This is a genomic window from Streptococcus oralis (assembly GCF_023110435.1).
Lineage (GTDB): Bacteria > Bacillota > Bacilli > Lactobacillales > Streptococcaceae > Streptococcus > Streptococcus oralis_CF.
On the sequence record NZ_JALDWB010000003.1, the window covers coordinates 80,846 to 95,256 of the forward strand.

The 14,411-nt window shown below is 42.1% G+C and carries 12 protein-coding genes and 1 riboswitch; of the genes, 10 read left to right on the forward strand and 2 right to left on the reverse strand.

Features of this window, described 5'->3' with window-relative positions:
- From M1F97_RS05780 to M1F97_RS05795, 4 genes are read left to right on the forward strand one after another with little or no spacing between them, the layout of a single operon-like run.
- A complete protein-coding gene (locus tag M1F97_RS05780) occupies nt 1-1,497 on the forward strand; it encodes an ABC transporter permease (protein WP_093585951.1) in 1,497 nt (498 codons plus the stop codon).
- Entirely contained in the window at nt 1,497-2,423 is a 927-nt protein-coding gene (gene oppC / locus M1F97_RS05785) for an oligopeptide ABC transporter permease OppC (RefSeq protein WP_125847796.1), read from the forward strand. The genes M1F97_RS05780 and oppC overlap by 1 nt, the downstream gene beginning before the upstream one ends.
- An 8-nt stretch (nt 2,424-2,431) precedes the next feature.
- Nucleotides 2,432-3,499, forward strand: a complete 1,068-nt coding sequence (locus M1F97_RS05790; RefSeq protein ID WP_000159799.1) for an ABC transporter ATP-binding protein — start codon at nt 2,432-2,434, stop codon at nt 3,497-3,499.
- Nucleotides 3,500-3,509: 10 nt separating this feature from the next.
- Nucleotides 3,510-4,439, forward strand: a complete 930-nt coding sequence (locus M1F97_RS05795; RefSeq protein WP_247944490.1) for an ATP-binding cassette domain-containing protein — start codon at nt 3,510-3,512, stop codon at nt 4,437-4,439.
- Nucleotides 4,440-4,527: 88 nt separating this feature from the next.
- Here M1F97_RS05795 and M1F97_RS05800 read toward each other — a convergent pair whose 3' ends face one another.
- A complete protein-coding gene (locus M1F97_RS05800; RefSeq protein ID WP_247944491.1) occupies nt 4,528-5,967 on the reverse strand; it encodes a TrkH family potassium uptake protein in 1,440 nt (479 codons plus the stop codon).
- Nucleotides 5,968-5,970: 3 nt separating this feature from the next.
- Nucleotides 5,971-7,320: a Trk system potassium transporter TrkA gene (trkA, locus tag M1F97_RS05805; protein WP_247944492.1), complete on the reverse strand. Its 1,350-nt coding sequence runs from the start codon at nt 7,318-7,320 to the stop codon at nt 5,971-5,973.
- Nucleotides 7,321-7,712: 392 nt separating this feature from the next.
- Here trkA and M1F97_RS05810 point away from each other — a divergent pair, with 392 nt between their 5' ends.
- The 6 genes from M1F97_RS05810 (at nt 7,713) to pheT (ending at nt 14,170) form a co-directional block, all read left to right on the forward strand.
- Complete coding sequence (locus tag M1F97_RS05810) at nt 7,713-8,216, forward strand: tRNA (cytidine(34)-2'-O)-methyltransferase (RefSeq protein WP_247944493.1); 504 nt, start codon at nt 7,713-7,715, stop codon at nt 8,214-8,216.
- Between the two features lie 40 nt (nt 8,217-8,256).
- A riboswitch (FMN riboswitch) is annotated at nt 8,257-8,474 on the forward strand.
- A gap of 153 nt (nt 8,475-8,627) precedes the next feature.
- Nucleotides 8,628-9,191 (forward strand): ECF transporter S component, encoded by a 564-nt coding sequence (locus M1F97_RS05815; RefSeq protein ID WP_247944494.1) that lies wholly within the window; start codon nt 8,628-8,630, stop codon nt 9,189-9,191.
- Complete coding sequence (locus M1F97_RS05820; RefSeq protein WP_247944495.1) at nt 9,181-9,831, forward strand: phosphatase PAP2 family protein; 651 nt, start codon at nt 9,181-9,183, stop codon at nt 9,829-9,831. The genes M1F97_RS05815 and M1F97_RS05820 overlap by 11 nt, the downstream gene beginning before the upstream one ends.
- Before the next feature lie 27 nt (nt 9,832-9,858).
- On the forward strand, nt 9,859-10,278 hold the full coding sequence (locus M1F97_RS05825) for a chromosome partitioning protein ParB (RefSeq protein ID WP_125827883.1): 420 nt from the start codon (nt 9,859-9,861) through the stop codon (nt 10,276-10,278).
- A 311-nt stretch (nt 10,279-10,589) separates the two neighbouring features.
- A complete protein-coding gene (pheS, locus tag M1F97_RS05830) occupies nt 10,590-11,636 on the forward strand; it encodes a phenylalanine--tRNA ligase subunit alpha (RefSeq protein WP_247944496.1) in 1,047 nt (348 codons plus the stop codon).
- A gap of 128 nt (nt 11,637-11,764) precedes the next feature.
- On the forward strand, nt 11,765-14,170 hold the full coding sequence (gene pheT, locus M1F97_RS05835) for a phenylalanine--tRNA ligase subunit beta (RefSeq protein WP_247944497.1): 2,406 nt from the start codon (nt 11,765-11,767) through the stop codon (nt 14,168-14,170).
- Nucleotides 14,171-14,411 lie beyond the last annotated feature (241 nt).

Genomic DNA, 14,411 nt, shown 5'->3' on the forward strand with positions numbered 1-14,411 from the left:
ATGAAGAAATATATTTTTATGCGTGTATTGCGTTCATTGGTGTCTATCTTCTTGGTGACAACCTTGACCTACACGATTATCTATACGATGGTTCCTCGAAAACTGATTTTCAAGCAGGATACCAACTATAACAAAATTGCAACGACTCCGGATAAACGGGATAATTATGAAAATACTGTTTATGAGCGGATGGGCTATATCGAGTACTACGATACCAAGGAGTTGCAAGAAAAAGCGAGCACAATGGACTCATCTGTAACAGTTGATGCCAATGATACTAATAAGGCAATCTACGAAAAATACATCAACCAACTAGGGAATGGTTGGACACTCGGTGTATTCTCAGAAAGTGGTCAATTCTATGCTACGCGTGAAATTCCGATTTTTGAACGTGTTTTCAAATTCTACTCGAACTTGCTCGACATTGATCATACAAACAAGATTCAAGACCCTGAAAATCCAAACTTGGAACGCTATCTTCGTTTTGAAAATGACCCTGCTATCGGTTGGTCATTGGTTGGTTCAGGTACAAAGCATAAATACCTTTTGTATTTCAACAATCAATTCCCATTTGTACACCAAAACTTTGTGAACATTAACTTGGGCGACTCTTACCCAACTTATGCAAACACACCAGTGCTTCAAGTTATCACACAGGGTCAGGGACAAACCAAGACATCAGAAGTTCAATTCCCTACGGGTAAAAAGACTTCCTCTGTAGATATTTACTCTCGTACCTACAAGTCACCAAGTCAAGCAGATGCGCGTGAGGTAGCTAACTATGGTAAAGACGATCCATATACAGCTACAGAAAGCAATTATCAATATCCATCAATGATTGCAAGCTCGGCTGTTGCTGGTTTGATCGGTTTGATTATTTCTTATGCTATCGCAATTCCTCTTGGATCTGCTATGGCTCGCCACAAGAATACTTGGATTGATAGTTTCTCTACAGGTGCTCTAACCTTCTTGCTTGCCCTTCCAACGATCGCTTTGGTTTACATCGTGCGCTTGATTGGATCATCTATCGGTCTGCCAGACTCATTCCCTATCTTGGGGGCTGGAGATTGGCGTTCCTATGTCTTGCCTGCAGTCATTCTAGGTTTATTGGGAGCACCAAGTACAGCTATCTGGATTCGTCGTTATATGATTGACTTGCAATCTCAAGATTTCGTTCGATTTGCTCGTGCAAAAGGACTGTCTGAAAAAGAAATTTCAAATAAACACATCTTTAAAAATGCCATGGTTCCTTTGGTTTCGGGTATTCCTGGTGCCGTAATTGGAGTTATTGGTGGTGCAACATTGACAGAAACGGTCTTTGCTTTCCCAGGTATGGGTAAAATGTTGATCGACTCTGTTAAGGCATCCAACAACTCAATGGTAGTTGGTCTCGTCTTCATCTTCACATGTATTTCTATCTTCTCACTCTTTGTAGGAGATATCTGGATGACCATGCTTGATCCACGTATTAAATTGACAGAGAAAGGAGGCAAATAATGTCAACAATCGGAAAAGAAAAATTTCAGTTCGTAAAACGTGACGATTTTGCCTCTGAAACAATTGACGCCCCTGCCTATTCATACTGGGGTTCTGTATTTAGACAATTTCTAAAGAAAAAATCAACAGTCATTATGTTGGGGATTTTGGTAGCCATTATCCTGATGAGCTTTATTTATCCAATGTTCTCAAACTTTGACTTTAACGATGTAAGTAAGGTCAATGACTTTTCTGCTCGTTTTATCAAGCCCAATGCTGAACATTGGTTTGGTACAGATAGCAATGGTAAATCCTTGTTTGATGGGGTTTGGTTTGGTGCGCGTAACTCTATCCTCATCTCTGTAATTGCAACTTTTATCAACCTTGTAATTGGGGTTATTGTTGGTGGAATCTGGGGAATTTCAAAATCTGTAGACCGCATCATGATGGAAGTTTATAACATTATTTCAAACATTCCATCTCTCTTGATTGTCATTGTCTTGACTTACTCAATTGGTGCTGGTTTCTGGAATTTGATTTTTGCCATGAGTGTGACAACTTGGATTGGGATTGCTTATATGATTCGTATCCAAATCATGCGTTACCGTGACTTGGAATACAACCTTGCTTCTCAAACACTTGGAACACCAACCTTTAAAATCATCGTTAAAAACATCATGCCGCAATTGGTATCTGTTATTGTTTCTACGATGACCTTGATGTTGCCAAGCTTCATCTCTTATGAAGCCTTCCTTTCCTTCTTTGGATTGGGATTGCCTGTAACAGTGCCAAGTTTGGGACGTTTGATCTCAGATTACTCACAAAACGTTACGACCAACGCTTACTTGTTCTGGATTCCGTTGACAACCTTGATCTTGGTATCCCTATCTCTTTTCGTTGTTGGTCAAAACCTAGCGGATGCTAGTGATCCACGTACACATAGATAGGAGTAGACATGACAAAAGAAAGTAATGTAATTTTGACTGCTCGTGATATTGTCGTGGAATTTGACGTTCGTGACAAAGTTCTGACGGCTATCCGAGGGGTTTCTCTGGACCTGATTGAAGGAGAAGTTCTTGCCTTGGTAGGTGAGTCCGGTTCTGGTAAATCTGTTTTAACAAAAACCTTTACAGGGATGTTAGAAGACAATGGACGTATTGCCCAAGGAAGCATCGACTATCGTGGACAAGACTTGACCGCTCTTACTTCTAACAAGGAATGGGAGAAGATTCGTGGTGCTAAAATTGCGACTATCTTCCAAGACCCTATGACAAGTTTGGACCCAATCAATACAATCGGTAGCCAAATCACTGAAGTTATCATTAAACACCAAGGGAAAACAGCTAAGGAAGCCAAAGAGATGGCAATCGACTATATGAACAAGGTCGGAATCCCAGATGCTGAAAAACGTTTTGAAGAGTATCCGTTCCAATATTCTGGAGGGATGCGCCAACGTATCGTTATTGCGATTGCCCTTGCCTGTCGTCCAGATATCTTGATCTGTGACGAGCCAACAACGGCTCTTGATGTAACCATTCAAGCGCAAATCATTGATTTGCTTAAAACCTTGCAAAATGAGTACCACTTTACTATTATCTTTATCACCCATGACCTTGGTGTGGTAGCAAGTATTGCCGATAAGGTAGCGGTTATGTATGCTGGTGAAATTGTAGAATACGGTACTGTTGAGGAAGTCTTCTACGATCCACGTCATCCATATACTTGGAGTCTCTTGTCTAGCTTGCCACAGCTTGCTGATGATAAAGGGGAATTGTACTCTATCCCAGGAACACCACCGTCTCTTTATACTGAGTTGAAAGGTGATGCCTTTGCCCTTCGTTCAGATTATGCGATGCAAATTGATTTTGAAGAGAAGGCACCTAAGTTTTCAGTCACTGATACCCACTGGGCTAAGACTTGGTTGCTTCATGAGAATGCTCCTAAAGTTGAAAAACCCGGGGTCATTGCAGATTTGCATGACAAGATTCGTGATAAAATGGGCTTTGCTCATCTAGAAGACTAGGAGGAAGGGAATGTCTGAAAAATTAGTAGAAATTAAAGATTTAGAAATTTCCTTCGGTGAAGGAAGTAAGAAGTTTGTTGCGGTTAAAAACGCCAACTTCTTTATCAACAAGGGAGAAACCTTCTCTCTTGTTGGTGAGTCTGGAAGTGGGAAAACAACGATTGGTCGTGCTATTATTGGTCTAAATAATACCAGTAAAGGTGAAATCATCTTTGATGGCCAGAAAATTAATGGGAAAAAATCTCATAAGGAATCAGCAGACTTAATCCGTCGTATCCAGATGATTTTCCAGGACCCTGCAGCCAGCTTGAATGAGCGTGCGACAGTTGACTATATCATCTCTGAAGGTCTTTACAACTACCACTTGTTTAAAGATGAAGAAGATCGAAAAGAAAAAGTTCAAAAGATGATTCATGAAGTTGGACTTTTGAAAGAACACTTGACCCGTTATCCACACGAGTTTTCTGGTGGTCAACGTCAGCGTATCGGGATTGCCCGTGCCCTTGTGATGGAACCTGATTTCGTTATTGCGGATGAGCCAATTTCAGCCTTGGACGTATCAGTGCGTGCGCAAGTTTTGAACTTGCTCAAGAAGTTCCAAAAAGAGTTGGGCTTGACTTATCTCTTTATCGCGCATGACTTGTCAGTTGTTCGCTTTATCTCAGATCGTATCGCAGTTATCTATAAGGGAGTTATCGTCGAAGTGGCGGAGACAGAGGAATTGTTTAACAATCCTGTCCACCCATATACTCAGGCGCTTCTATCTGCTGTACCGATTCCAGATCCAATCTTGGAACGCAAGAAAGTCTTGAAAGTTTACGATCCTGATCAACATGATTATGAGACAGACAAGCCGTCTATGGTGGAAATCCGTCCAGGTCACTATGTTTGGGCCAATCAAGCAGAAGTTGCTCTATACAAGGAAGCTCTTAAAAAATAAACAAATTAGGAGAGGACCGAAAGGTCTTCTCATTTTTAATAGAAAAAATCCCCTTTTACTAGCTTGTAAAAGGGGAATTGTATTATAATTAACGTTTAGACCAAGTGCGTTTCATAAAGAGTAGCAAAATTGGGTAAATCTCTAAGCGGCCTGCAATCATTGCAAATGAGAGGAGGATTTTAGAGATGGGACTGAAGATGGCAAAACTAGAGGTTGTACCTAGAATAGGTCCGATATTGTTAAAACAGCTGAAAACCGCACTGGTCACGACTAGAAAATCATTGCTATCAAGACTGACGATAAAGATGAGAGAGAGAATAATCATCATATAGATAGCAAAATACTTAAGAATCTTGTGCTGGGTATCCTTATCAATCACGGTTTTATTGACATGCAGAGTCAAGACACGGTGAGGGGATAAAATAGATAAAATCTGATTTTTGGCAATTTTTGTGAGGATGAGTCCACGGATAATTTTGAGACCACCAGCAGTTGAACCAGCTGAGCCACCGATTCCCATGAGGAAGAGGAGGATAAACTGGGAGAAGAGGGGCCAGTTGGTAATATCTCCGTAACCAAATCCAGTTGTCGTGATGATATTGGACACTTGGAAGAGAGCCATCTCAAAACTCTTAGACACACCTTGGTAAAGGTGGAGGGTGTTGAGGGTGATCAAGCCTGTAGACACCAGTACAATGATCATATAAGCCCGCAGTTCTTCATCTCCAAAGAAGGCCTTGACCCGACGGAGCATGAGGAAGTAATACAGGTTAAAATTGACCCCGAAAACCAGGACGCCAAAACTGACAAGATAGGTAATCAGGGGACTGCCATAGTGGGCAATTCCATCGTTGTAGACGGTGAATCCTCCGGTTCCTGCTGTTCCCATAGCGATGACAAAACTATCGTAGAGAGGCATACCTGCTAGGTAGTAGATAATCACAAAGAGGGAGAAGAGCCCGAGGTAAAGGAGATAGAGGATCTGGGCAGTGTTTTTTAGCTTGGATACAACCTTACCAAAGACAGGCCCAGGTACCTCTGCTTTCATCACCTCCAAGTGACTATTCTTAGCATTGTCCATAATAGCAAGCGCAAAGACGAGTACTCCCATCCCTCCAATCAAGTGGGTAAAGCTTCGCCAGAAGAGGAGAGAACGACTGAGAACTGAAACATCGTTCAGAATAGTAGCACCAGTCGTTGTGAAACCAGAACTAATTTCAAAGAAGGCATCGATAACACTTGGAATTTGTCCTGAAAAGACAAAGGGTAAGCCACCAAAGAAAGACCAGAGAATCCAACAGAGGGCAACGATTAAGACCCCCTCCTTGGCATAAATCCGTTGATTTTTTGGTTTTCGTAAAACGCCTAGACCACCGAGAAGGACTAAAATTCCAATCGTAGAAAAGAGAGCGATAAATACTTGACTGGATTCTTGATAATAGGTCGCTACACTCACAGGCACTAGGAGGAGAATAGCCTCAATCAAGAGAAGTTTGGAGAGGAGGTAACGAATCATACTTTTATTCATTTTTTACCTCTCAATCAAATCATAAATTTTGGTGATGTTTGGCAATAAGGTCGTCACGAGTAACTTGTCTCCTACCTCAAGCATATCCTCTCCAGTAGGGAAGATTGTTTTTCCTTTTCGGATAATGGCTGCGATGAGAACTCCTTTTTTCAATTTCAACTGTGATAGAGGTTTGGCAGTCATTTTATTAGCTTCCTTGATATGGAATTGGAGGGTTTCAATTTGACCGTTTGCTAGATGGTGCATGGCTTGAAGGTCTGAGTACTGAGCGTTTACTCGACCACGGATAAAGTGCATAATGGTATCCACTGCGATGATTTTCGGTGTGATGATACTTGAAAAATCAGGCGCATGGATAATTTCTAGGAGGCTGGTCCGGTTGACCTTGGTGATGTTTTTCTGGACACCAACACGGTCAAGAAACATAGAGGTGATGATGTTTTCCTCATCAACCCCAGTTAAGGTTGCGACTGCATCATAGTGGGGAGCACTTTCTTCTAGTAATATGTCTTTTGCAGTTCCATCTCCCTGAACAATATAGAGATTAGGGAATTTTTCACTAAAGAAACGAGCTCTTTCAGGATTAATTTCGATAACCTTGATATCAATGCGACTGTCTTTTAAAATGCCAAGTAGATAATAAGCAATTTTTCCAGCTCCAACGATAAGTAAACTTTTCACTGCACGCGATTTGAAATAGTTGTGGAAAAGCATCATATCCACACGATTTCCCGTAACAAAAATCCGATCCTTGTCCTGGATAGTGACATCACCACTTGGAATCATGAGTTGATGGTCTCTTTCCATAGCACAGACAATGATATTGCCAAATTTTTTACGGAAGTCTGAGATTGGCATTTGACAAAGACCGCTAGAATCTTTGATAACAAACTCCATCAGGCTGACACGACCTCCAGCAAAACGCTCAACTGAGAGGGCATTAGGGAAATCGATGATATTTGAGATGGCACGGGCTGCTAAGAGTTCTGGGTTAACGATAAGTGAAAATCCAAGAATATTTTTCTCTTTAAAATAGGCATTAGAGTATTCAGGATTTCGCACCCGAACGATGGTTTCTTTAGCGCCCATTTTTTTAGCAAGTACCGCTGAAATCATATTCACTTCATCGTATTCGGTTAGGGCGATAAAGATATCGCACTCTTGAACACCGGCTTGCTCCAAGATGGCAAAGTCAGCACCATTTCCAAGGAGGCCCATGATATCAAAGCGGCTGACAATATGGTTCAGTACAGCTTCATTTTGCTCGATGAGGACAACGTCATGGTTTTCCGCTACTAGTGAACGACAGAGGGCAAAACCGACTTTCCCTCCACCAACAAGGACAATTTTCATATAAAAAACCTACTTTTTCATGATGTAACTATCATACCCTTTTTTAGCAAAAAATGCACTTGCCAAGCCGATTTTTGCGGGAAGAAAGAACTTTTTCAAGTTTTTGAAGATAAATTTGCTTAACTTCTATAACAACGTCTCTGATTTGAAGTGATTTTACTATCTCTTTTCAGAAATGGAATGACCAAACATGAAGATATCATCAAAAAAGTAAAAAAATCAAGTCGTTTCTATTGACATTGATTCTGAAAGTGTTATACTAAGAAAGTAGTTTCGCTGATTTACTTCAAACCTGTTGTGAGGTAAGTTAACGACGCCTTAACCACGCTGTTTGCTGAGCTTGACTCCGGGCAGTGTGGCTATTTTTTTGCAATGATAAAAGGAAGCCAGTCATGACAAATCACATTGTATTATTTGAACCTCAGATTCCACAAAATACTGGGAACATTGCGCGTACTTGCGCTGCGACCAATTCTCCCCTCCACATCATCAAACCAATGGGCTTTCCCATTGATGATCGCAAGATGAAGCGAGCAGGTTTGGATTATTGGGATAAGCTTGAGATTCATTTTTATGAGAATTTGGCAGACTTTATGTCTCAGATGAAGGGAAAAATCTATCTGATTTCGAAATTTGCTGAAAAAGTTTATTCTGAGGCGAATTTGGCAAGCGATGAGGACCATTATTTTCTCTTTGGACGTGAAGACAAGGGGTTGCCAGAGGACTTTATGCGTGAACATCCAGAGAAAGCTCTCCGTATTCCTATGAATGATGAGCATGTTCGCAGCCTCAATGTTTCCAATGCCGTATGCATGATTGTCTATGAGGCTCTTCGTCAGCAAGATTTTGCCGATTTGGAGCTCGTTCACACCTATGAAGCAGATAAATTGAAATAATCAAAATGCTTGCACTTGCAAGCGTTTTTTGTTATGATTGAAGGGTCTTCAGGGCTGGGTGAAATTCCCGACCGGCGGTGACTTTAACTAGCTATTTTGGCTTACTCTTCGTTGTCTTGTCTCGATATACTCAAGTATTATCTTCGACTGCGACGCCTAGATTAATCCAAAATATCTTAGTTAAAGAAGTCCGCGAGCGCAAGCTGATGTGGTGCGATTCCACAACCGACAGTATAGTCTGGATGGGAGAAGACGAAAGAATGGCTTTGTCTGTTCGGACGAGTTTATAGATAAATTGCAACCGCTTGCTCAAAAGAGTGAGAGGGAACTTTTGGGATATAAAAAGTGAGAATAGATAGAGGGATCCTTTCCAACTTCTTCTGATTTTATAGAAAATTGGAGGAACCTGTTATGACAAACACACGTCGACTTTCGACCATTGCGATTTTATCAGCCATTTCATTTGTGCTGATGTACTTTGACTTTCCGCTATTGCCAGCGGCGACCTTCCTCAAGATCGAGTTTAGTATCTTGCCAGTCCTTGTGGGCTTGGTGGTGATGGATTTGCCTGCTGCTCTAGGGATTCTCTTGCTTCGATCACTCTTGAAGTTGCTTCTGAATAGCCAGGGAGTGAATACCTACATTGGCTTGCCAATGAATATCGTAGCCTTGGGAGTTTTTGTTATCGCTTTTGGTTTGATTTGGAAAAAGGAACGTAGCACCCTTCGTTTCCTACTAGCATCTCTAGCGGGAACTATAGGATTGACTTCAGCGATGTTGGTTCTCAACTATGTCTATGCTGTTCCCTTGTACGCGCAGTTTGCTAACTTTGATATTGGAAAAATTTTGGGACTTTCCAACTACCTAATGACCATGGTATTACCTTTTAACCTGATTGAAGGTGTCATCTTTGCCGTTTCATTCTGGTTGTTATACGTCCTCTTGAAACCAACCTTAAAACATTATGAGAGATAAACAAACATTTTTAATGAAGGGCAGTTTTGCCCTTTTACTTTTCGTCCTTCTTGGCTATATGGTTAAGTTCTATCCTGAAACGCTGGTCGGTTTTGATCAACCGATTCAGACAGCTATTCGTGGGGACTTACCAGATTATTTGACAGTTCTATTCCGTGCGCTTACGCATTTGATTGATATCCCGGTAATTATCACCTGGGTTGCCATTGCAGCCTTTATCTTTTATCGTAAGCAGTGGAAGATAGAAAGTTTCTTTATGATGGGCAACCTGGCTTTGGCTGGTCTTTTAATCGTGACCTTTAAAAACATCTACCAGCGCCCACGACCAGCTATCTTACATCTGGTAGAGGAGAAAGGATTTTCTTTTCCAAGTGGGCATTCTCTGGCAGTAACGCTGATGGTAGGCACTCTGATTGTCATTCTCAGTCAACGAATTAAAGATCCAGTCTGGAGAAAAATCGTGCAAATCGTGCTAGGGTTCTACCTAGTCAGTGTACTGGTATCAAGGGTCTATCTGGGAGTTCACTATCCATCAGATGTTCTTGCCAGTCTCTGTGTGGGCTTGGGAGTCCTGTTTATCGAATTTCCCTTCTACGATAAGCTCCGCTTCCAATGGCGATTTAAAGGCAAGCAGAAGTGAATATCGAATTCCCTTGAGGAGAAAGAAATGAAAGTCAACATAAAAGCTCTCCATCCGACTCAACTGTACTTATCAGAAAAGAAACTAGAAGGCATCCAGACACTTTATCAGTCGGCAGAAATAATCAATGTTGCTCCAATCAGTATTCTTGCGTTCGGAGATTGCTTGTTGATTACAGATGGCCATCACAGGGCTTATCAAGCTTTATTGGCGGGTAGGAATATGATTTCTGCTGAGTGGGATAGAGATGGTGACGATGAACTGTATTATCTTTATGCGCAAGCTTGCGAGGAAAGAAAGATTTACTCTGTTTTGGATTTAAAAGACTGTATCTTAGCTCAAGATGAGTATGAAGCAAAATGGTATAACTGGTGCGATGGTTTTAATCAAGCAGCAACTCTTTTATTGAAAAGGAAAGCGGATGAAACAGATCTTACAAATAGGTAGTGCATTGCGTCTTGTTCCTTTTTATATTGAAATTAGTCTGGTCTAACTTGTTTTTTAACTAAAAATCTGATAAACTATGTAGTAATTGAATAGGAATCCGCAAGACTAGTAACTCAAGGGAAGTATATCAGGGAGGAGAGCCATGACTGCAAGCTCTCTATATGAAAGCTGAGTGAATTCACTTGCGTATGGATTTAGAAATGAAGGTCTGACTTGTCAGATGAAAACGGATGGTACCGCGTGTCAACGCTCCGAGTGGAGTTTTTGGCATGTGGTTTTCTTTTTATCTACGAGCGACTGATGGAGGAATTATGTCAACTATTGAAGAACAATTAAAAGCGCTTCGCGAAGAAACGCTGGCAAGCTTGAAGCAGATTACTGCTGAAAATGAAAAAGAGATGCAAGATTTGCGTGTCTCTGTCCTAGGGAAAAAAGGATCGCTTACTGAAATCCTTAAAGGGATGAAAGATGTCTCTGCTGAGATGCGCCCAATCATCGGGAAACACGTCAATGAAGCTCGTGATGTCTTGACAGCTGCTTTTGAAGAAACAGCTAAGCTTTTGGAAGAAAAGAAAGTCGCAGCTCAATTAGCTAGCGAGAGTATCGATGTGACACTTCCAGGCCGCCCAGTTGCGACTGGTCACCGTCATGTCCTCACACAAACCAGTGAAGAAATCGAAGATATTTTCATCGGGATGGGTTACCAAGTCGTGGATGGTTTTGAAGTGGAGCAAGACTACTACAACTTTGAACGTATGAACCTTCCGAAAGATCATCCAGCTCGCGATATGCAGGACACTTTCTATATCACTGAAGAAATCTTGCTCCGTACTCACACGTCTCCAGTTCAGGCGCGTGCTATGGATGCTCATGATTTTTCAAAAGGTCCTTTGAAAATGATCTCACCAGGACGTGTGTTCCGTCGTGATACGGACGATGCGACCCACAGTCACCAATTCCATCAAATCGAAGGCTTGGTTGTTGGGAAAAATATCTCTATGGCAGACCTTCAAGGAACGCTTCAGTTAATCGTTCAAAAAATGTTTGGTGAAGAGCGTCAAATTCGTTTGCGTCCATCTTATTTCCCATTCACAGAGCCATCTGTTGAGGTGGATGTTTCCTGCTTTAAGTGTGGTGGAGAAGGCTGTAACGTATGTAAGAAAACAGGTTGGATCGAAATCATGGGTGCCGGTATGGTTCACCCACGTGTCCTTGAGATGAGTGGTATTGATGCGACAGTATACTCTGGTTTTGCCTTTGGTCTTGGACAAGAGCGTGTAGCTATGCTCCGTTACGGAATCAACGATATCCGTAGCTTCTACCAAGGGGATGTCCGCTTCTCAGAACAGTTTAAATAAGATTGAAACCTGAAACACAGTCCTATGCAGTCGCTCACATTTCATATAGCTAAAAAAGAAACGACTGACTCGAAGAAAAAGAAAGGAATTGAAAAGATCTTACTTGATGGGATCTTAGAATCAGAATTATGTTAGTATCTTATAAATGGTTAAAAGAGTTGGTGGACATTGATGTACCATCACAAGAGTTGGCTGAAAAAATGTCAACTACAGGGATCGAGGTAGAAGGTGTCGAATCACCGGCTACCGGTCTCTCAAAAATTGTCGTCGGTGAGGTTTTGTCTTGCGAAGATGTGCCAGAAACTCACTTGCATGTCTGTCAGGTTAACGTTGGCGAAGAAGAAGCCCGTCAAATCGTTTGTGGTGCCCCAAATGTGCGTGCTGGTATCAAGGTCATGGTGGCACTTCCGGGAGCTCGTATTGCTGATAATTACAAGATTAAAAAAGGGAAAATCCGTGGCTTGGAGTCACTTGGAATGATCTGTTCCCTTGGTGAATTGGGAATTTCTGACTCTGTTGTACCAAAGGAATTCGCAGATGGTATCCAAATCTTGCCTCAAGATGCAGTTCCTGGGGACGAAGTCTTTTCTTACCTAGACTTGGATGATGAAATCATCGAACTTTCTATCACGCCAAACCGTGCGGACGCTCTTTCTATGCAGGGTGTGGCTCACGAAGTAGCAGCTATCTATGACAAGGCAGTTAACTTTAAAGAATTTGCTCTTTCAGAAACAGACCAAGCCGCTACAGATGTTCTTTCTGTCAGCATTGAAACAGATAAGGCGCCATACTATGCGGCCCGTATCTTGGACAATGTGACCATCGCACCAAGTCCACAATGGTTGCAAAACCTTCTCATGAATGAAGGTATTCGTCCAATCAATAACGTAGTGGACGTGACCAACTACATCTTGCTTTACTTTGGTCAACCCATGCATGCCTTTGACTTGGATACCTTTGAAGGGACTGACATCCGTGTACGTGAAGCGCATGCTGGTGAAAAATTGGTGACCTTAGACGGTGAAGAACGCGAGTTGGAAGCAAATGACTTAGTCATCACTGTTGCTGACAAGCCAGTCGCCCTTGCAGGTGTCATGGGTGGAGAGGCTACAGAAATCTCTGAAAAATCTAGTCGTGTTGTGTTAGAAGCTGCTGTTTTCAATGGCACATCCATTCGTAAGACCAGCGGTCGCTTGAATCTTCGTTCTGAGTCGTCTTCTCGCTTTGAAAAAGGGATCAATGTGGCAACAGTCAATGAAGCTCTTGATGCTGCAGCTAGCATGATTGCTGAGCTTGCAGATGCGACGGTGCGTAAGGGCATCGTTTCAGCGGGTGAGCTTGACACTTCAGATGTAGAAGTATCTTCAACTCTGGCTGACGTCAACCGTGTCCTTGGTACGGAACTTTCATACGCTGATGTAGAAGATGTTTTCCGTCGTCTTGGTTTTGGTCTTTCTGGTAATGCAGAATCATTTACAGTCAGCGTACCCCGTCGTCGTTGGGATATCACTATCGAAGCAGACCTCTTTGAAGAAATCGCTCGTATCTATGGATATGACCGCTTGCCAACCAGTCTTCCAAAAGATGACGGTACAGCAGGTGAATTGACAGCGACACAAAAACTTCGTCGTCAAGTTCGTACTATTGCCGAAGGAGCAGGTTTGACAGAGATCATCACCTACGCTCTGACAACTCCTGAAAAAGCAGTTGAGTTTACGGCTCAACCAAGTAACCTTACAGAACTTATGTGGCCAATGACTGTGGACCGTTCTGTCCTCCGTCAAAATATGATTTCTGGTATCCTTGATACGGTGGCCTACAACGTGGCTCGTAAGAACAAAAACTTGGCTCTTTATGAGATTGGAAAAGTCTTTGAACAAACAGGCAATCCAAAAGAAGACCTACCAAACGAAATCAACAGCTTTGCCTTTGCCTTGACAGGCTTGGTTGCTGAAAAAGACTTCCAAACGGCAGCAGTTCCAGTTGATTTCTTCTATGCTAAGGGAATCCTTGAAGCGCTTTTTGCTAGCTTGGGGCTTGAAGTGACTTATACAGCAACAGCAGAGATGGCAAGCCTCCATCCAGGACGTACAGCCGTGATTTCGCTCGGTGACCAAGTTCTTGGTTTCCTTGGCCAAGTGCATCCAGTCACTGCGAAGGCCTATGATATCCCAGAAACGTATGTAGCTGAGCTCAACCTTTCAGCCATCGAAGCTGCGCTTCAACCTGCTGCTCCATTTGTGGAAATTACCAAATTCCCAGCTGTTAGTCGTGATATTGCTCTACTTCTCAAGGCAGAAGTCACTCACCAAGAAGTTGTAGACGCAATCCAAGCTGCCGGCGTGAAACGTTTGACAGATATCAAACTCTTTGACGTCTTCTCAGGCGAAAAATTGGGACTTGGTATGAAGTCAATGGCCTATAGCTTGACCTTCCAAAATCCAGAAGATAGCCTGACCGATGAAGAAGTCGCACGCTACATGGAAAAAATCCAAGCATCACTTGAAGAAAAAGTCAAGGCAGAAGTGCGTTAACTCACCAATCCATCCTTCGGGGTGGATTCTTGCTTTTCAAAATGACAATTCAGGATCAAAAATGGGCAATTGGGGAGTAAAAGCACCTGTATGCACTTTAATGGGCTATAATTGTTCTATCACTTGGGTACTTAAAATCCTTAGAGAGTTTAGTTTTTAAGGAAGGATGAATAAGATAAAAATGTACATAAATTCTTGTAAAGGCTATCAAAAAGGAGTATAATAAGTGCAACATATTTCG